This window comes from Salinibacter sp. (genome assembly GCF_036626415.1).
GTDB lineage: Bacteria > Bacteroidota > Rhodothermia > Rhodothermales > Salinibacteraceae > Salinibacter.
On the sequence record NZ_JAZKRW010000001.1, the window covers coordinates 58,928 to 76,828 of the forward strand.

The 17,901-nt window shown below is 65.9% G+C and carries 14 protein-coding genes; 4 read left to right on the plus strand and 10 right to left on the minus strand.

Annotation, left to right across the window (positions count from 1 at the left end; translation table 11 throughout):
• Nucleotides 1-18: 18 nt before the first annotated feature.
• From V5A20_RS00265 to V5A20_RS00285, 5 genes are all read right to left on the minus strand, one after another.
• On the minus strand, nt 19-1,317 hold the full coding sequence (locus tag V5A20_RS00265; protein ID WP_332314371.1) for a M20 family metallopeptidase: 1,299 nt from the start codon (nt 1,315-1,317) through the stop codon (nt 19-21).
• A 108-nt stretch (nt 1,318-1,425) separates the two neighbouring features.
• Nucleotides 1,426-3,579 carry a hypothetical protein gene (locus V5A20_RS00270; RefSeq protein ID WP_332326504.1) on the minus strand — a complete coding sequence of 718 codons (2,154 nt, stop codon included), beginning with the start codon at nt 3,577-3,579 and terminating at the stop codon, nt 1,426-1,428.
• Nucleotides 3,580-3,592: 13 nt separating this feature from the next.
• Nucleotides 3,593-5,260, minus strand: a complete 1,668-nt coding sequence (locus V5A20_RS00275; RefSeq protein WP_332326505.1) for a S8 family serine peptidase — start codon at nt 5,258-5,260, stop codon at nt 3,593-3,595.
• Nucleotides 5,253-6,206: a calcium/sodium antiporter gene (locus V5A20_RS00280; RefSeq protein WP_332326506.1), complete on the minus strand. Its 954-nt coding sequence runs from the start codon at nt 6,204-6,206 to the stop codon at nt 5,253-5,255. Before V5A20_RS00280 ends, V5A20_RS00275 begins: the two co-directional genes overlap by 8 nt.
• 167 nt (nt 6,207-6,373) lie before the next feature.
• On the minus strand, nt 6,374-7,177 hold the full coding sequence (locus V5A20_RS00285; RefSeq protein WP_442978373.1) for a cytidine deaminase: 804 nt from the start codon (nt 7,175-7,177) through the stop codon (nt 6,374-6,376).
• A 306-nt stretch (nt 7,178-7,483) separates the two neighbouring features.
• Here V5A20_RS00285 and V5A20_RS00290 point away from each other — a divergent pair, with 306 nt between their 5' ends.
• Nucleotides 7,484-7,828, plus strand: a complete 345-nt coding sequence (locus tag V5A20_RS00290; RefSeq protein WP_332314376.1) for a hypothetical protein — start codon at nt 7,484-7,486, stop codon at nt 7,826-7,828.
• A gap of 614 nt (nt 7,829-8,442) precedes the next feature.
• Nucleotides 8,443-8,769, plus strand: a complete 327-nt coding sequence (locus V5A20_RS00295; RefSeq protein ID WP_332314377.1) for a hypothetical protein — start codon at nt 8,443-8,445, stop codon at nt 8,767-8,769.
• Between the two features lie 402 nt (nt 8,770-9,171).
• Here the strand turns inward: V5A20_RS00295 and V5A20_RS00300 are convergent, their stop codons facing one another.
• The 5 genes from V5A20_RS00300 to V5A20_RS00320 all read right to left on the minus strand — a co-directional run bounded on the left by V5A20_RS00300 (nt 9,172) and on the right by V5A20_RS00320 (nt 16,124).
• Nucleotides 9,172-9,309: a hypothetical protein gene (locus tag V5A20_RS00300; RefSeq protein WP_332314378.1), complete on the minus strand. Its 138-nt coding sequence runs from the start codon at nt 9,307-9,309 to the stop codon at nt 9,172-9,174.
• Between the two features lie 92 nt (nt 9,310-9,401).
• The gene (locus V5A20_RS00305; RefSeq protein WP_332326507.1) at nt 9,402-10,901 is read right to left on the minus strand and encodes a TolC family protein; all 1,500 of its coding nucleotides are present in this window, start codon (nt 10,899-10,901) and stop codon (nt 9,402-9,404) included.
• A gap of 50 nt (nt 10,902-10,951) precedes the next feature.
• A complete protein-coding gene (locus tag V5A20_RS00310) occupies nt 10,952-12,250 on the minus strand; it encodes an HlyD family secretion protein (protein WP_332314380.1) in 1,299 nt (432 codons plus the stop codon).
• Between the two features lie 90 nt (nt 12,251-12,340).
• The gene (locus V5A20_RS00315; RefSeq protein ID WP_332326508.1) at nt 12,341-14,635 is read right to left on the minus strand and encodes a peptidase domain-containing ABC transporter; all 2,295 of its coding nucleotides are present in this window, start codon (nt 14,633-14,635) and stop codon (nt 12,341-12,343) included.
• Nucleotides 14,636-15,359: 724 nt separating this feature from the next.
• Nucleotides 15,360-16,124 (minus strand): DUF5995 family protein, encoded by a 765-nt coding sequence (locus V5A20_RS00320; RefSeq protein ID WP_332314382.1) that lies wholly within the window; start codon nt 16,122-16,124, stop codon nt 15,360-15,362.
• Between the two features lie 186 nt (nt 16,125-16,310).
• On the opposite strand from V5A20_RS00320, the gene panC reads away from it, so the two are divergent.
• The gene (gene panC / locus V5A20_RS00325; protein WP_332326509.1) at nt 16,311-17,198 is read left to right on the plus strand and encodes a pantoate--beta-alanine ligase; all 888 of its coding nucleotides are present in this window, start codon (nt 16,311-16,313) and stop codon (nt 17,196-17,198) included.
• A 44-nt stretch (nt 17,199-17,242) separates the two neighbouring features.
• Nucleotides 17,243-17,686, plus strand: a complete 444-nt coding sequence (panD, locus tag V5A20_RS00330; RefSeq protein WP_332314384.1) for an aspartate 1-decarboxylase — start codon at nt 17,243-17,245, stop codon at nt 17,684-17,686.
• Nucleotides 17,687-17,901 lie beyond the last annotated feature (215 nt).

Sequence of the window (17,901 nt, forward strand, 5' to 3'; positions counted from 1 at the left end):
GTCAAGCCCAGATGGAGGTCACCGGGTTGTCTCGGGGGTCCCATTGTCCGATGACGTGAGGTCCGGGGCACTGGCGGTGGTGTCCTCCGAGACTGCCCGATCGAGGTGGTGTATGAGCACCCGAGCCATGAGGCGAGCCGTGGGCGCGAGGGGGGTCTCGTCGAGGTCGAACCGGTGGTGGTGGAGGGGGTAGCTGGTCTCCGGCCCGGACGCGGTGCCAACCCGAACGAAGCCGCCGGGGACGTGCTTCAGGTAGTGGGCAAAGTCTTCGCCCCCCATGCTCGACTCCGAAATCTGGTGGATCGCCTCCTCCCCAAATTCGTCCCGAATGGTGGCCTCAACGTTCTCGATGGTCGTCTCGTCGTTGATGACGGGGGGCGAGCCGTCCTCAAAGTCCAGCTCCACGTGCACGTTGTGGAGCGCCCCCATCTGTTTGGCCGTCTGGCGCATATGAGTGCGGAGGGCTTCGCGGTCGTTCGGGGAGACGGTACGCAGGGTGCCCCCGAGGGCGGCCTGCTCCGGAATGACATTGTGCGCCTCACTGCCGTCGAGCATGGTGACGGTCAAGACGCTCGGGGTGCGGGGGTCGGTGATGCGGCCGGAAAGCTGATAAAACTGGTTCATCAGCTGTGAAGCGATCCACACGGTGTCGGCCCCCTCGTGGGGGCGGGCCGAGTGCCCCGTTCCTTCCTGGCGGATTCGAACCTCAAACCGATCGGAAGAAGCCGTCGCAGGACCAGTGATGAGGCCGTAGCGCCCCACCTCCAGGGTGGGGTCGACGTGCACCGCGTAGACGGCGTCGAGTCCTTCAAGGATGCCGCCCCGAATCATGAGGGGCGCGCCGCTCGGGAGCCCTTCTTCGTTTGGCTGGAAAAAGACCCGGGCCCGTCCCCGCAAGAGGTCGCGGTTGTTGTGAAGGACCAACGCGACCCCGATGGCGATGGCCGTGTGGGCGTCGTGGCCGCAGAGGTGCGCCACGTTGGGGGTCTGCGAGCGGTAGGGCACCTGCTTCTGGTCCTGCGTGGGGAGGGCATCGATGTCGGCCCGGTAGCCCACGGCCCCGCCGGCCCCTTCGCCTTCGATGTCGACGTACAGCCCCGTGCCGGCGATCGGGCCGTGCACGTCGAGCCCGTACCCTTCCAGCGTCTTTCGAATGAAGCGAGACGTGTTGTGCTCCTCCATGCCCACCTCCGGATGCCGGTGCAGGTAGCGGCGCACCCCCACGAGCACCTGGGCCAACGACTGGGCCTGGTCGGCAACGTCGGCAATGGGGTCGGGGAGATGCGAGCGGTCGATGGGGGAGAGGGTAGAGAGCATTCAGGGCCGGAGAGACTCGTACGTAGCATAGACGGTCGGCCGTTCAGGAAAGACAGAACAGCTATACCAAATTAACGAGTGGGTCGGAAAAGAGATTCGGCAGAGCAGTCAGGCGAGTCCAAGGTATTTTCGAAGCGTCCATTCCCCGGCCAGCAGGACGAGGATGGCGATCAAAAAGAGCGACGTGCGCCAGAGTTCAGCCTCCGACGACTGCCGGACGACCTCGCTGGAAAAAGAGTCCTGCCCGGACAGGGCCCCAGACAGACGGTCCACCGTTTCGGGCGTATAGGCCGTCCCGCCCGATCGGTTGGCCAACTGGCGCATGAAGACGGGATCGGCGCGGGGGGCCTGGTATTCGATCCGGAGAGGGGCGACGGAGAACTCGCCCTCGTCGGTGCCCAGTTCCGTCTCGCTGCGCCGCGCCGTGGCGGCATACTGGTACGTCCCCTCCGGCAGGGTCCCGATGTCGAGCGTGTACTGGCCCGGTCCCACGGGATCCATGGTGTAGGGGTACTCAGTGCCAGTGGAGTCCGTGACCGTCATCTCCACGGTGGCATCCGACACCGGCTGCATGCTCTGGTCGTATACCTGTCCGGTGAAAGACACGGATTCGGTTCCACCGAAGGTGGAGGCTGTGGGACGGACACGAACCGGAGAGTCGTTGCCTTCGGTGCTGACCCACCGGAGCAGGTTGGAGGCGAGGCCGGGCCAAAGGGGGGCAGCTGCGTCGAGCTCCGACGGCAAGAGGGTCCATCGCCACACCCCTGTTCCGAGAAACGCGGCGGTTCGCTGGCCCGCGCGGCGACGCACGACCAGCACGGGAGCGTCCGTCGCGGCAGCGGTCCCCAAGACCTCGGCGTCCGGCGTGGGGGACCACGCGGAGGCCGGGGCCTGAACGGGCGGAAGGCGCTCGAACAGGGACACCTCGGCCTCCTCGATGCGAAACACCGGATGCTCCCGGGCCCTCTCCGGAACGCTGAAGGAGGCCTCTGAAAGGTTCGTGGTCGCCTCTGGACGGGCGGGGAGGGCCTCTGAAAAGTGCTCCGTCCACGCAGTCAGGTCCGTTTGGGGGTCCAGAAAGAACAGTGCGGGCGTCCCGTCGTCGATGAGTGTGGCGATGCGTTCTACGACGTCGTTGGGCACGGGGGCACTGGGGAAGCCTGCGAGGACGACCACGTCGAAGGCGGACAGGTCGTCTGGCAGCGGGCCTTCCAAAAACGTCCCCTCGGGGGTCGGCGTGCGGGCGGTGACGTCGGTGTCGGCATTCTGCTCGAAGACGCGGCGAAGGGCGCTCATGTTGGGGGAGGGCGCTGCGCCGAGCACGAGCACCTGCCGTTTGCTTTCGAGGACCCGGAGGGACACCGACTGCGCGTTGTTGCGGGCGGTCACTTCGCCGGACAGTTCGGGCACCCGCACGGTCAACTGCTGGAGGCCGGCCTGCTCGGGCTCGAACGTGAGGTCCGCCGTCACCTCGCCGGTGCCGTTTGGCAGGCGCACCTGGCGCTCGTCAAGCGTACGGCCGGACTGCTCGAGGGTGACGGAGATCGGGGCGCCTGGTCCGTCCGAAACGCTGAGGACGACCCGGACGGGGACCGACGAATCAAGGTAGGCCCGTTCGTTGGTCGTGACGCTCTGGACCCGGAGGTCGCGCTGCCGGGTGGTGTCGCCAACGGTGACGGTGTGCACGGGAACGGGGGACCGGTCGGCCACCCGCAGGGGGCTCTGCCCGGTGTTGTGCTGCCCGTCGGAGACGAGCACGATTCCGTCCAGGTTTTCGTCCTGCAGGTCCTCTGGGGCTGCCTGTAGCCCGCTCGCGAGGTCTGTGCGGGCGCCGTCAAAGCGGAGCGAGTCGATGATCGACCCGGAGAGGGCCTGCGACGACGCCCCGACCCGGAAAAAGCGTGCCGTCCCCGGCATTGTCTCGTCCTGAAGGGCGTCCACGACGGGCCGGATGGAGGTGCGGACCGCGTCGGGGCGGGCCGAGGCGGTGTCGGCGGCCGCCACCACCTGCATGCTCTGGCTGTCGTCCACGAGGACGGCCAGGACCGGGGGCTGCTCGGCCGTCTGGAATTGACGCAGAACGGGCTCGAACAGCAGAAAGCAGATGAGGGCGAGGGCGAGGAAGCGAAGTCCCCCCAGCACTACACGCCACTTCGCAGAGAGCGAAGGGACGGTCGACCGGTAGGTCCAGTACGTGAGCCCCCCTGCCACCGCCAGGCAGAGCAGCAGCAGCCAGGGGGAGTACCCGAACGAGAACGCCATGCCGTCAGAGAACTTACTTGGAAATCGTAACGGAGCCGGTGGCCTCGTGGCCCTGGTCGGTGGTCACCACGTACCGGTATCGCCCGGGAGCGAGGCCGTCCACGTCGAGGACGAGCCGGTTGGGGCCGGGATGCCCGACCCGCTCAATGTGGCGCACCGGCTTGCCGAGCGGGGTGCGCAGGGTGGCCTGGAGGGTGGCCGTCTGGGCCGGGGCGGAGACCGGGAAGACCAGGGCGTGAGCATTGGGGGGCGAGTGTGGTGCCGATCCCTGCAGGGTGTGCGGGGGGGAGCGGCGGGCCTTCCATTCGGCGTGGCGGACGGCGGCCTCCGCGTTCACGATCCCCCACCCGCGCGTGCTATCGGGGGCGTGGGCCTGCGAGGCGGTCCGTCGTAGGAGCCGCCGGACCTGCATCGGGCCCAGCGCAGGATTTACCTGTAGCATCTGCGCCACGATTCCGGTCACCTGGGGGCTGGCGAAGGAGGTGCCACCAACCCGGGCGTACCCGCCGTTCTCCCAGGCGGCGGGCACCTCCTGCCCCTGCACGACCACGTCCGGCTTGCGGCGCCCGTCTGGGGTGGGGCCACGGGCGCTGAAGGAGGCCACTGATGAGTCGGGAGCGATGGCCCCCACGGCGATGGCCGAGTCGGCGTCGGCGGGGGTGTTGACGTAGAACCAGCAGTCGTCCGGGGCGGCGCAGCCGCTGTTGCCGGCGCTCACCACCACCGTTACGCCCTGCTGGGCGGCCCGGTCGACTGCCCGTGTGGTGAGGGCTGTGTCCCCGTCCAGGTCGTCAGTCGAATAGCTGCGTTGGCCGTCGTCGAAGCGGGTGTATCCGATTGAGACGTTGACCACATCGACCCCACGACGCGTGAGCCATTCGAGGCCCGCCACGAAGTGGTCCTCCTCCACGTTGCGCTCAAACTGGGTAAATTCCGTCGTGGCTCCCCACACGGTCGCCCCGTAGGCCGGGCCCACGAGCGAGCCCGGTTCGTACCCCGCGGCCACGGACACGACGCCGGCGCCGTGATTGCCGCCCTGTTGGCCGGTCGTGAAGGTGCGCAGTCCCCCCAGCTGGTTGTTCATCCGCAGGCGAGAGAACACCGGGTGACGAAGGCCGGCGTAGTTTGCGTCCAAAAAGCCCACGTGAACGCCATGTCCGCTGAGTCCGCGGGCCAGCGGCGGGAGGGCGTTGATGCGGGACAGGGGGCCCTCTGCGGCTCCCACCTCGAGGGGGGGATGGTCAGGATCCGCTTTGTAAGACCGCCCCTGGGGGCGAAGTGAGGCCACCGGGCGCGTTTCTTCGACGAACGGGAGCGCCGCCACCGAGGCCCGTTTGTCAGGTGAGAGCCGGGCGGAGACGGCATGGAGCCAGCGGCTGCGAACGAGGGGCTGCACCCCGCGGGCACGAAGACGGCCGAGGTAGGCAGGGGCCACAGGGCGGGTCCAGGATGTGTCGGCGCTAGAAGAGACCCTCGGAGAGCGGTCCGCCAGGACGATCCAGTATTTGTCCGTCCTCGTGCTGTCAAGGGGCGCGGCCTCCGTTGGTGGTGCGGAGCCGACCGCCCCCAGACAAGCCGTCAGGACCGCCACGCTGAGCATCTGGACGGCGTCAATCCAAAGCTGGAACGGAGGCCCCATCGACTGGGGCCCTGCGAGGGCGGGCGCGGGACGCTCAAACATACAGGAACACCATGAACCCCAGAAAGGCAAGCACCATAAATGCCCCCTCGATTCGCGTAATTTGTTGATCCCACCAGGTCAGCGGCACCACCAGGGCACAAAATCCCAACATCACAGGGAAGTGTACTCGGATCGTTTCGGGATCGACCGTGATGGGCTCCACGATGGCGAGCGTCCCCACCACGAACAGTACGTTCAAGAGATTGCTCCCAATGACGTTGCCCACCGTCATGTCAACCTCCTGCTTTAAGGTGCCCACCATAGAGGCCGCCAGTTCGGGGAGGCTCGTCCCGATCGCCACCACCGTGAGTCCGATCACAACGTGGTCGATGTCCAAGACATCCGAGATGGCCAGGGCATTGTCGACCATCAGGTGGGCCCCGAGCGTGAGTCCGCCCATCCCACCGAGCACGTAGACAGTCTTCGTGAGAGAGGAAAACTCAGGACTGCCAGCGTCGATCTCGCCCTCCATGCTTTCGAGGACGGTTCCCTTCGAGGTGCGCTGCGCGTCGTAAAAGACGTAGATCCCGAGCCCGATGAGGAGCACCACCATTAGGATTCCGTCGCGGGCCCCAATAACCCCGTCGAGGGCGCAGAGGTAGAACAGCACCATCGTGCCAAGCATTACCGGGTATTCGCGCCGCAGCACCGCAGGGGTGACGGTGAGGGGCAACACCATAGCGCACATTCCTAGAATGAGCGCCACATTGCTGATGTTGGAGCCGATGATGTTGCCGATCGCCAGGGGGGGCTCCCCCGAAATCAGTGCAAAGACGTTCACCAGAAACTCGGGCATGGAGGTCCCGAGGGCAACGACGGTCAGTCCCGCAATGACGGGGCGGATGCCGTACTGGAGTGCGATGCTGGAGGCACCTTGGATGAGGCCCTCCGCCCCCAAGTACAGCAGCAACAGGCCGACGAAGAAGAGAAAAACGTACAGGATCATGCAGGGCAACTCGGGTGAATCGCCGACCGTGGCGAAGCCTGCGCCGACGGGCTGGTGGACAGGAGCGGCAGGTCGCGTGGGTGGGACTCGTGGCGGACCGGGTGCGGTGCAGTTGTAAGCCCTGTGCCGTCCAGGGCATTCGAGGTGGGCGCACCAGGGATGGGGACTTACGAGGTGTCAAGGAGGGCCTGTCCCTGAAACGAGCCCGGCAGCAAGGCCGACACACTCGAGCGCTCATGGGGGGGGCTATGCCGATCCATCCAAAGCGTCGTCTCGGGGGCGAGTTCCGCGAGGAGCTGCCGACAGGCCCCGCACGGCGTGCCGTCGGGGTCATTGTGGCAGGTGAGGTAGAGGCGGCGCGGGGATGGGAGTGCGTACGACTGGACGGTGCCCAGGGCGTTGCGCTCGGCGCAGAGGATGCGGGCCCAGTCTGGATGCTCCACGTTGACCCCCGGCACGACGGGCCCATCTCGGGGGTCGAGAAGGGCTCCGACGGGGTATCCGGACGAGGGGACATGGGCGCGCTCAGCCACGCGGCGGACGGCCTGAATGCCTTCGTCCGCCTCCTCGATGGCCGTCCCTAAGCCTGGCGAGAGAGGGGCCTCCATGGTCGGGAGCGTCCCATTGTGCCCGGCCCCTCGAATCCAGGCATCGTCGGCGCAGGGTTCCAGCGGGCCCTGGGGCAGCTCTTCGACGTAAAGGGCCTCTTCTCGTCGAAAGGGGCGTGACAAAACGAAGGCGGCGATTGATGAGGCCCGCCCGAGGGCCACGGCGGTGGTGTATGCGTTCTGCAGCGCGGGAATCGTGAGCGAGTACGAGGCACTTTCCACGCGCACACCGGGGATCCAGTGCCCGTTGTCCAGAAGGAGCACGGCCGCTGACGGGGCCTCAGAAAACGGAACGTGAGCCCGGGGTCGGAGGTCGCGCGCCCGACTGCGTAACGAAGCGAGGGTAGAATCGGGCGGGGGCATAGGGGCAGGCTGAAGGTGCTCGACTGAGATCAGCGAATTGGACCCGGGGGAATCGGTGGGAACGAGCGAGGTTCCGTTCTGGGGGGCGTCCCGATGTCTCATGCTTTGAAATCGCACCTCATCCCTCATCTTTCAAAGCACCACTCACGGCAGTGTCTACCGGCAGAGAAGACTGTGAGCTGATCCCATTAATCGCTTTGCTCGTGTGGAGTCGTCCGGTCAATTGATTCGGGCCTTTCAGTCGGTCTCGCTGGTGCTTACACTTTTAGCCTGTGTTTATCAATCCTCATGACTCCCCCGTCCCTTATGCCCGACGAGCCGACTGAACTCGCCGTTGGTGAGAGCTTTGTCACCTCGGAGGAGGGGGACGACCTCCGCGTAGAGACGACCCGCACCGAGGAGCACTTGTTCACCACCACGTACCAAGACGCCGAGACGAGCACCGTGCGGCTGGCCCTGCAGGTTGACATCACGACCGGCGCTGCTGCCATCGACCCCCGTAGCTACGACGGTGACTTCTGGACGCTCGTAGTGGGGGGGCTCCCGCGCCCTGACCTGAGCCTACGGTCGGCCCTCACGTCGGTCAACGATCCCAGTATTGAGGTGGATACCGAACGGCGCGAACTTCATATCCAGCCCGACGAGGAGTAAGGGCGGGCGGAGCGAGACCTGGACGGGCGGAGGGGCCCCTCCAGACTCCATTCTTCCCGCTTCCCGTCGCCGTGCCGTAGCAAGTCCGGGCTCGCCCCTCTGTTGCCCCAGGCGTGACCTCCAACCGGGGGCGCAGACAGGGACGGTCGCAACCGGGTCCGGATTCACCCTCCGAGGACATTTCACGCGAGTGCTGTAGGGTGACGGGTTCGGACGGTACGTCCTGGGGCAGGCACCTGGTCATGCCCTCGGTGGCATGCCCCAAAACACGCTCTTGGGCCGCCCTATTTTTCGCATCAACTATGGCTTCCAGGCGCGTTACATTATCTCGTCAACGTCTTGGAGCAATTTTGCTGACGTAACGTGTGCCTGGTTACTGCTACACACCACCCCCTTTGGTTCACTACGAAATACGTGCTTTTCGCAACACTGGAAGTCAATAATTTCCGCTGTGCATCTATTTAAGGGCGGCTTCCGACACCGATTCCCTGCGTGGCGTCCCGCGTAGGGGTCCGCCGATTTTGATGCTTTCCAACCCCCTCCCCGCTGTGGACAACATTCTCAGGAGCATTTTCAGGAGCTCTCTTTTCGTGATTCTGCTCGGGGTCCTTGGTGTGTCTACCGTTGGGGCGCAGACGCTGAAGCACGACTTTCAACGAGAGGGGGAAGAATACACGGTGTACCTGCGCATCGAAGACCAGTGGATTGAAACATGGCGGGTGGGAGAAGAAGGGAATTGCATGATGTATCCCTCGTCGGTTCAGTACGAAGACGACAAAATTCGTTTTCGTGAGGGAACCGAGTGGATGGTGGAACGGGTCGACGAAGAGACGATGGACATTACGTTTCCGAAAGGGCGGACCGTCACCTACGAAGAGACACAGCGCGATCCCGCCGCCGTCTGTGACGACACCAACGATGCGAAAGGCGACGAGACCTGACGTGAAGGAATATATCCCTTGAGGGCCTGTTTGGCGAGACGCCTGAGGTCACCCCGACGAGTACTCGGTCGCGCCCCACGAACACTTCCTCGCTTACGCTCAGGGCGCTCCGCTTCCAGCGCTGTGACCTCATGGATCTCGTGCAATGGGCCGTCGGCACATCTCCTGGTAGCTCCGCAACAAGATCCATTTGAGCGGTTCATTGCGGCGTCGCCCACTGCGTCTCGGGGCCCCATCCGCTCGCAATACAGGTCCAGCGGTTTCCACATCTGCGAAGAGTGCGGCGCCGGATAGAGCCGCATTGCTGCCACGGTTTCGCCTACGTCCGATCGTCATGGGGCGGTGTTGGAAGGCGCTCTGCTGTTTTCCTCCACGTCACACTGCAACCCCGAGGCCTGTCTTCTACCTTTCGTCGGAGTCCTCTGGGGTCTCGGGGGGCTGAAACAGCGTCCAAAAGATGTACATGGCGCCAAAGCCGAGGCCGAAAACAAGCACGACGCCGAGGGTGATGGCTACGAGACTGATGAAGGCCAGGGTCATGGGGGTGAGGCTATGAGAAGAGAACTCTTCGCGGCGGTCGTGGCGGGCGGCCGTTGCTCGAAAAGCTGTCTACCGGAGGGCACCACCGGAGATCAGTCGCCCCCGAGGCCTCCTGTTTCGTTTCGAGATTCGGCACTGACGTACGGATCTCCGATGGTACCGGTGGCCCACTGGTAGGTCGCGTACGCCTTCAGGGCACTGATCCTGGCGGCGATGGACTGCTTCCGGGCCTTCGCCAGAGACTGCTCCCGCTTGTTGAGCACGAACAGGGTGCCCTCCCCCTGCTCGAAGCGGCGCTGCTCCGCCCGCCGTAGCTTCTGTGTAAGTTGTTCGTTGCGCTGGGCCGATTGCGCCCGGCGGCGGGCCTGAGACAGGGCGGCCAGGGCAGACTCAATGTCCGCGCGCACCGTCCGTCGAGCGACCTTCTGCTTCAATTCAAGGTCGCGGAGGTCAATCTCGGCCCGCTCCACGTTGCTGCGCTGGGTCCGGAAAAAGAACGGCTGATCGACTTCGACGCCGACCTTGACGTCCGAGATATTGAGCGGACTGTCCGTATACGACACGGCCTGGGCTTCGAGCTTTACCTTGGGGCGAAGACGCTCCTGGGCGAGACGCTGCTCGATCTGGGTCTTCTGTCGCTTGAGGTCCATCACCTGCAACATGGGCCGGCGCGTGCGGGCCAGTTCCACGGCCTCCGCCCGGCGGAGCGTATCCACGGAGGCGGGCAGGTCCGGATCCGGGGCGGCGTACCGGAACGACGCGGGGGAGCCGTCCTCCGCCCACAAAAACGTGGCGAGCCGGATGCGCTTCTCGCGTGCCGTCCGTCGGGCCTTCTCCAGTGTCGCCTGCCGGTCCGCGGTCGTCCGGGCCGCGTCGATGCTGTCGACAGCCGGGATTTCTCCGGCCCGTGCTTCCTTCGTCACCAGGGCTTGGCGCCGCTCCGCCAACTGGAGCAGATCGTGGCTCACGTCCAAGCTCCGCCGGGCCTTGACCCAGTCCCAGTAGGCCTTGGAGGCCTTCAACAGCAACTGGTTTCGTTTTCTTGCCTGCAGGGCGTCGGCCCGCCGCGGGGCCAGCTGGGCCTTGTCGAGGGCCGCACGGGACTTGTCGGTCCGGAACCCCCCCAGGGGAGAGAATGAGAGGCCGAACCGCGTTTCCCCAACCCGAGAGGTTTTCACCGACGGGTCGATGCTGGAGCCGAGCCCCCGGCGGTAGTCCACCTTGAGGGTCGGGCTCGCTGGCAGATCGAAGGGCCATCGGACCCCGCTGCGCAGCACGTTTAGCTTGTCTTTCCCGCCCTGGGTCTTGTACTCATAGCCGGACACGAGCGCCGGTTCAAAGCCCCCCCGAGCGTTCAACACCTCCGCCGCCGCCCGCTGATCTTCGAGTCGGTTCGCCCGGGCGGACGGGCTGGTCCGCAGCACCCGCCGGCGCACGTCGTCGAGGGTAAGCACCGGGCAGTCGTCGGCCGACCGGCACGGGACGGCGGCACTCGTGTTGTTCTTCGGATCGGGCTCCCCTGGGCGCTGTGCCTGAGCCGTCACGCCGACCAGGGCGAAGGCGAAGGTAAGGGCGAGGACGCGAGGGATCATCCGGAGTGTGGGAGAGGTGGCGTGCAGGACAGTGCGGGGCCCGTGGCGGATTACTTCGCCGGGGCCGTGTTCTGCTGGGTAGAAAGCTGTGGGGGGAGGCCGTTCATGCGGCGCCAAATTTCGTACCCGAGCGATACGTTTGAGAGCAGGACGGAGCCCTTGGCCGGGGCGCCCTGACGGAGGTACTCGGGGCTGGGCCAGCGAGAATCGTCGGCGGATGTGTCCGGAACGACGAGCATCCGGAAGCGCCCGGAGCCGTCGCCCACGGGGTCGATGAAGCGGACCGTGCCCGTAAAGGTGCCGGTGGAGGCGTCGGGGAGCCCCGAAAATTGGAGGGCAGGAAACCCGGAGAATTGGAGTTGGACCTGCCGGCCCGGCTCGATCAGGGAGGCGCCAATGCTGCTCACAAAGAGCTCCGCGGCGCGGTCGTCCGTCTCGGGGGCCACCGTCGCGAGGGTGGTTCCTTTTTTCACCGTCTGGCCCGGCCCCACGCGGTTGATGCTGGACACTGCTCCGTCGATCGGGGCGCGGACGATGGCGTTCGACGTCCGTTCCTGGGCGTTTTCGACCTTGCGGTTGAGCGCGGCCTGCTTGGCCTCCAGCTTGCGCTCTTTGCGCTCTACGTTGAGGCGAGCCGACTCGACGGCCCGGCGCGCCGCCGCCAGGTCCGCGGCGGCGGCCACCGAGTCGGTCCGGGCCTTTTGAAACTTGAGGCGGGCGGTCTCCACGTCCCGAACGGACGAGATGCCGTCGTCCTGCAGGTCCTCGGTGCGGGCAAGCCGGGTGCGGGCCGTGGAGATGCCCAGGGCCGCGTTGCTGACCTTCTCCTCGGCGGACCGACGTTTTTGGCGGGCTTGGGCGAGCTTTTGGCGCGTCCGCTCCACCTCCAGGCGCAGCCCGTTGAGTGTGCTGGTTCGCTGTTCCGCCACGCGGGCCGCAAACTCGTCGTCCAGGTAGGACGACCCCAGGTCCTCGAGCACCGCAATCGTGTCCCCCTCTGTCACCTCATCGCCCTCTACGACGTGCCAGTTGGCGATGCGGGCCGAGATCCGAGATTCGACGGTTCGCGGGCGGGCCTCTGGGGCGTACGCCGTCACCTCGCCAGTGCCGGAAACCGTCTGCCGCCACGGGATGAACGTTAGCGCAATCCCTAGGACCAGGAGAAAAACCGCCGACCCAATGAGGACCGAGCGCGTGATTCTGGGGGATTGGGCCGCCCGGAGGGCGCTTGTGCGTCCCAAATTCTCGGGCGCGTCCATCTCCGCCGTGGGCTGTAGCCACTGCCGGCCCCGCGAAGGGGGCAGCGGGTCGGAAGAGGAAGCGTCTGGGTCAGACCGGTCAGCGGTCATGCGGAATGCGTCGGCTGGCCGAAGGGGATGATAAACTATGGGTTCGTCTCATCGTCATGGGGGACCACGGGACGAATGAACCGTGGGGCACTACGACGGGACCTCCTCCCCCTGCATCGTCGAAAGGAGGCGAGGAAAGTGCCGCCGCAGAAAGTCGTCGGACTCGCCGGGAAGCTGGTCGGCCGACCCCCGCCATGCGACCCGGCCCTGCTCCAGCACGAGGACCTGATCGGCCCGGCGCACGGCCGTCGGGTTGTCGTCGGCCGCGGAGACGATGGTCCACGCGTCGTGCCCGTACAGCCGATTGGCCAGGCTCCGCTTCACCGGGTTCTCGATGCCGTTAAACGGCTCGTCGAGGATCAGCAGTCGGGGCTCCCCGATCACCGCCCGCGCAATCATGATGCGCCGCACCATCCCCTGGGGCAGCCCGAGTCCCGCGGAGGTGATGGGGGTCTGAAGTCCATCGGAGAGTTCCAGGATGGCGTCCTCGAGGCACGACAGCCGAAGGGCCTGCTCCACGTCCGCGTAGCTCAGCGAACGCCCCATGGTGATGTTCTCTTCCACCGTGCCCTTAAACAATTCGTCGGTGGAGAGGGCCAGGCCCACCACGCTCCGGTACGCCTGCGGATCGAGCCGCGCAATGTCGTGGCCGTCGAACGTGATCTGTCCCTGATCCAGGTCGTGCATCCGCACGAGGGCCTGCGTGAGGGTGGTCTTGCCGGCCCCACTGTCCCCAACGATGCACAGGTGGTCGCCCGGCGCCACGTCGAAGGACACGTCGCTGAGTGCCGGCGCGGCGTCGTCGTACCCGACGGTGACGTTGTGCAGGCCGAGCGATGCGGGGCCGGATCCGGAGGGCACCTCCTCGCCCCCGACCTCCTCCAGCGGTTTTTCGGTCACGTGGAGGATCTTGCTGATTGCCGTCAACAGGTCGTACCCGGACGCGAACAGCTGAACCAGGTTAAAGCCGTTGTTGGTGAGGTACACGATCAGGAGCTCCGCGGCGACGAACTGGCCGAGCGTGATGTCGCCCTGCGTGACCAGGTACCCCCCGATGCCGAGGGCGAGCCCCACGATGATGGCCCGGAAGGCCGCCGCGGCCGCGAGCTGACGCCCAAAGATCCGGAAGTGGTTGCCGCGGGCCCGGACGTAGTCGGAGGCGAGCCGGTCGGTACGGGCGTGTACGTACGACGGCGATCCGTTCAGCTTAAAACTCTGCTGGCACCGGGCGAGGTCCTCCAGCCAGTGGGCCGTGGCGTACTTGAAGCTGGACTGCTCGATGCTCGTGCGGAGGCCCCGTCGTCCCAGCCCCCAGATGAGGACCGGGGTAAAGAGGACGGCCATCAGGCCAACGATCAGAAAAAAGGAGCTGTAGATCGTGAGGAGGACGAGGCTCACCAGCGCAATGAGGGCGTACACCATCCCGTCCAGAAGAATCTTCGACAGGCTCTTCTGCATGGAGACGACGTCGAAGAACCGGTTGACCAGGGCCGGCCCGTACTCGCCCTCCAGCTCGGACCGCTTCATGAGGGGCAGCCGGTAGGCCATCTCCATGGACGTGGAGGCGAAGAGACGACGCTGGAGCATGTCCACCGTGTAGTACTTCAGGATGTCGAAGCCGCCGTAGAGCAGCAGGCCCACGGTGATCGCGACACAGAGCACCACGATCTGGTTGGTGAACGTTCCCAGCGACACCGAGTCGATGATGCCCTGCGAGGCGAGGGGCACGGTTAGCGAAAAGATCGCCACCATCGCGGCGTAGACCGCCACCGTAACGAGGTCCTGGCCTTCGTCGCTCAGCAGGCTCAGCAGACTGGCGAACGTCTCCTCAATGTTCTCGCGGTGGTCGTGCGGGTCGTGGATGTACTCCGCGGAGCGGATGTCCGAGCCCGAAGAGGACCGGCGCTCGCTGTCGAGGAAATGGGGGGTTTCTCCCTCTATATGGAGGAGAGACACCGATCCGTCCGGCCCGGCCAGGGCCTCCGGGCCCACGCGCTGCACCTCGTCCCGTCCGAAGCTGCGCACGGCCAGGACGCTGGTGCGCGTCTGTTCGACCGCCCCCAGAGTCTGGTCCGGCAGGAGAACGAGATCGCCGGGGGCTGCCTCCTTTAGAACATCGGAGGGGGAGAGAGACTGCGGCTTCATAACCAGTCCCCGGGCGCGCCCGTAGTCCGCCAGCAGGCCCAGGATGGTGTCGGGGGTCACCGTCTTCACCTGAAGAAACCCGCGGAGGCGTTCGGGGCTGACGTCCCGATCGACGCGCCGCTGAACGACCCCGAAGGCCTCGACCGCCTGCTCGGCCAATGACGGGTCCGGAGAGGACGCCTCAGACCGGGCAGAATTCCGCGAGGGACTATCGAGGGCTCCATCACCGCGTTTTGACATCGGCTCGGGCTGTGAGGAGAAAGCAGGGGACCCACTGGGGAAATCGCCGAAACGAACAACCGTACAATTCACGCCCTCTCAAATTGATCTGAACCAACGACGTAGGAGCCCGGACGTGACGGCATCGTAAGGAGTGGGGCCCCGATGGCAGCCGATTCTTCGGATGTGGCATCTGTCCTGCCGGTCATTCCCCCGTACGCCCCGGAAGGGGCGGCGCGACGAAGTGGGAACTCTGCACCGTCATCGGGCCCCTCGCCGAGCATGGATTTTGGCGCGTGCGCCGTTTTGTAGAGGGGCTCGGAGTGTGGGGACAGGCGTGTCGGGCCGGTGTCCGACGGGGTCGTTGTGGCGGTGGCTCCGAACCACATCCCGTCGAGTGCTTATACATGAGGCTCCAAATTGCCGGGGTGGCGGAATCGGCAGACGCAACGGACTTACCGAAGTGAGTGCGGGGGCGGAAACGCCCCGCGTAGAACTGCTCAACGTCAGGGAAGCCTTTTGGCTGGTAACCCTGAGCCAAGCCCGATCCAGGGAAGGTGCAGAGACTTGACGGGCAGCACCTACGTCCGATCGGACACGGTGAAGAGAAAGTCCAGACCACGCCCCCAGCAACGAAAGTTGTGGTGGTACGAAAATCCGTTGGGACCTGTGTCCCGTGTGGGTTCGAGTCCCACCCCCGGCACCTCCACGACCGCCCGTCTTTAGGGCACAGGCCGGTTTCCGGCTACACCACCGGACTTGTGCGCGACAACGTTGAGAGGACGGCAGGGACCGGGTCGGTCTCCCACAGCCGAATCCACACGAGGTGTGGGAGTGCCCAGGACCCGCCCGGTCGGAGAATTTTGTCTGTGCGCCGGGCCGTCTCGCGGTCCTTGGCTGTGATGGTGTCTTCGCGCTCGTCGGCGTCGAGGCCGGCCAGGGTCGTGGCGAAGGCCCACGCGTCCTCGCGGGCCCGGACGAGGCAGACGTTGCTGATGACCTCGTCGGCCTGTCCCGCCAACCGGTCGAGCGTTCCGATCCACGGCGACACCGCCGCCACCCGTGTCTGGACGTCCTCGATCAGGGCCCCGAGAATCTGATTGATCCGGTCGAAGTCGCCCTTCAGGGCCGGGAGCGAGTCCTCGGTCGTGATCGCGTCGGCAGCGATGCCGAGGTCGAGGTTGATGTGCGCGTTGACGCCGAGGAGCAGGTGCTGAAGGATGAGGGGCCGCCACCGCTCGGCGGCCGCGAACGTCCGCGCCCAGGCCCGAGGCGGACCGTCCTCGGTCCCGCGGGCCGCGAGTGCGTCGAGGTACCGTTCCGCGAAGCGGACGTCGAGTCGTTCCATGCGGGCCGCGTCGTCGAACGCGCCGTCCTCGATGGCCGCTTTGACCCGGGCGGTGACGTCCCGATAGAGGGCCGCAAAATAGCCTAGGCGGCTCTGCTGCCGGCGCGACTCAGCAAGAACCTGGTCGAGTTCTCCGAGAATGTCATCGATTGATTGGGGCATAATTGCGGCCGGCGTAATTTTGTGGACCGAAATACACGAACAGATACCCGGTGCCGCAGGATCTGCTCCGCACGGAGGGAAGCGGCCGCTGCGGCGGTGATGGGAGGCACGAACTTGACGAGCGTGGCTCCGTAGTGCCGAGCGGCTACGGTCCCAGTCTCGCACACCAATCGAGTACGCCCGCCGATGGAACTGATTCGCACCGTCGACGCCATGCAGGCCCACGCCGACGCGGCCCGGGCCGACGGACAGACCCTCGCCCTCGTGCCCACCCTGGGGGCCCTGCACGATGGCCACCTCGCCCTTGTGCGCCGGGCCCTGGAGGCGGCCGATCACGTGACGGTTTCGGTGTTCGTCAACCCCACTCAGTTCGGGCCCGGCGAGGACTACGACACGTATCCGCGTGACCTGGGGGGGGACCGCGAGACGCTCCGGGCGCTCGACGTGGACACACTGTTCGCCCCGTCGGTGGAGGAAATGTACCCCTACTCCGACGACGAGGCCCTCCCCGGCCCCCTCGCGTGGGTCGACATGGTGCGGCTCGACGAGCACCTGTGCGGGGCCCACCGGGAGGACCACTTTCGCGGGGTCACCACTGTCGTGACCAAGCTCTTCCACGCCTGCAAGCCCGACGTGGCGGTCTTTGGCGAGAAGGACGCGCAGCAGTATGTCATTCTCCAGCGCCTGGCGGAGGATCTGCTCTTCGACATCGACATTGTGGGGGTCCCCACCGTGCGCGAGCCCGACGGCCTCGCACAGTCCTCCCGCAACGAGTACCTCGATCCCGACGAGCGCGAGCAGGCAACCGTTCTCTACGAGGCCGTCACGGCCGCGGAGGAGGCGATTGAGGGGGGGGAACAGGCCGCCGAAGCGGTTGTTGGAGCGATGGAAAATGCGCTCGCGGCGGCCCCTGACGCGGACGTGCAATACGCCGAACTCGTGGACGCCCATACCCTTCAGCCCGTGGATCACCTCGCTCCCGGGCAGGAGGTGCTGGCCGCCGTGGCGGTCTTCTTCGGCGACACGCGCCTCATCGACAACACGTTCGTCCAGGTGCCGGCCTCCCCTTCATAATCGGTCGGCCCGTAGCGCTCTTCTCGTTCAATCCCACCCTACCGATGGACATCAAGATGCTCCGGGCGAAGCTCCACCGGCTTCGCGTTACCGAGGCCGATCTCTACTACGAAGGGTCGATCACCGTCGACCGGGAGCTTCTGGACACGGCCGGCATCCTGCCGTACGAGAAGGTGCAGGTGGTCAACGTGAACAACGGCAGTCGGCTCGAGACCTACACCATTCCGGGGGCCGCCGGGGAGCGCACGGTGTGTCTCAATGGCCCGGCGGCCCGGCTCGCGGCCCCGGGGGACGAGGTCATCGTCATTGCGTACGCGGAGCTCACCCCCTCGGAGGCCCGCGAGCATCATCCGCGCGTGGTGCACGTCGACGAGGACAACGACGTGACGAAAACCCGGACCCTCGATGTCGCGCAGGGGACGACGAACGACAACCTTGCGCCGGAGGGCATGGAGGACGTCCTCATTGCGGACTCGCCCCGCACCTGAGGAGCGGCGCCGGGCGTTGCGGGGCCGGCGACTTCCCAGAGAGTCCCCGCCCGGCCGAATACGGCGGGGTAATATCCGTTATTGCAAAAAGAGTTTTCAAACACTGATTTCCTGGGGGCGGGGAGGAAAAAACGTCGTTTGTCGGCCGAGCCCGATTCCCACCCGAAATTCGTGGTGTGGGGCTCGACACGTGGGCCACGCGATCCTAGATTGAA

What these genes read in the sequence shown, in the direction of transcription:
- V5A20_RS00315 (WP_332326508.1), bottom strand. Translation starts at nt 14,635, where the DNA reads ATGTCAAAACGCGGTGATGGAGCCCTCGATAGTCCCTCGCGGAATTCT.
- V5A20_RS00320 (WP_332314382.1), bottom strand. Translation starts at nt 16,124, where the DNA reads ATGCCCCAATCAATCGATGACATTCTCGGAGAACTCGACCAGGTTCTT.
- panC (WP_332326509.1), top strand. Translation starts at nt 16,311, where the DNA reads ATGGAACTGATTCGCACCGTCGACGCCATGCAGGCCCACGCCGACGCG.
- V5A20_RS00285 (WP_442978373.1), bottom strand. Translation starts at nt 7,177, where the DNA reads ATGCCCCCGCCCGATTCTACCCTCGCTTCGTTACGCAGTCGGGCGCGC.
- V5A20_RS00290 (WP_332314376.1), top strand. Translation starts at nt 7,484, where the DNA reads ATGCCCGACGAGCCGACTGAACTCGCCGTTGGTGAGAGCTTTGTCACC.
- V5A20_RS00265 (WP_332314371.1), bottom strand. Translation starts at nt 1,317, where the DNA reads ATGCTCTCTACCCTCTCCCCCATCGACCGCTCGCATCTCCCCGACCCC.
- V5A20_RS00305 (WP_332326507.1), bottom strand. Translation starts at nt 10,901, where the DNA reads ATGATCCCTCGCGTCCTCGCCCTTACCTTCGCCTTCGCCCTGGTCGGC.
- panD (WP_332314384.1), top strand. Translation starts at nt 17,243, where the DNA reads ATGGACATCAAGATGCTCCGGGCGAAGCTCCACCGGCTTCGCGTTACC.
- V5A20_RS00270 (WP_332326504.1), bottom strand. Translation starts at nt 3,579, where the DNA reads ATGGCGTTCTCGTTCGGGTACTCCCCCTGGCTGCTGCTGCTCTGCCTG.
- V5A20_RS00310 (WP_332314380.1), bottom strand. Translation starts at nt 12,250, where the DNA reads ATGACCGCTGACCGGTCTGACCCAGACGCTTCCTCTTCCGACCCGCTG.
- V5A20_RS00275 (WP_332326505.1), bottom strand. Translation starts at nt 5,260, where the DNA reads ATGTTTGAGCGTCCCGCGCCCGCCCTCGCAGGGCCCCAGTCGATGGGG.
- V5A20_RS00280 (WP_332326506.1), bottom strand. Translation starts at nt 6,206, where the DNA reads ATGATCCTGTACGTTTTTCTCTTCTTCGTCGGCCTGTTGCTGCTGTAC.
- V5A20_RS00300 (WP_332314378.1), bottom strand. Translation starts at nt 9,309, where the DNA reads ATGACCCTGGCCTTCATCAGTCTCGTAGCCATCACCCTCGGCGTCGTG.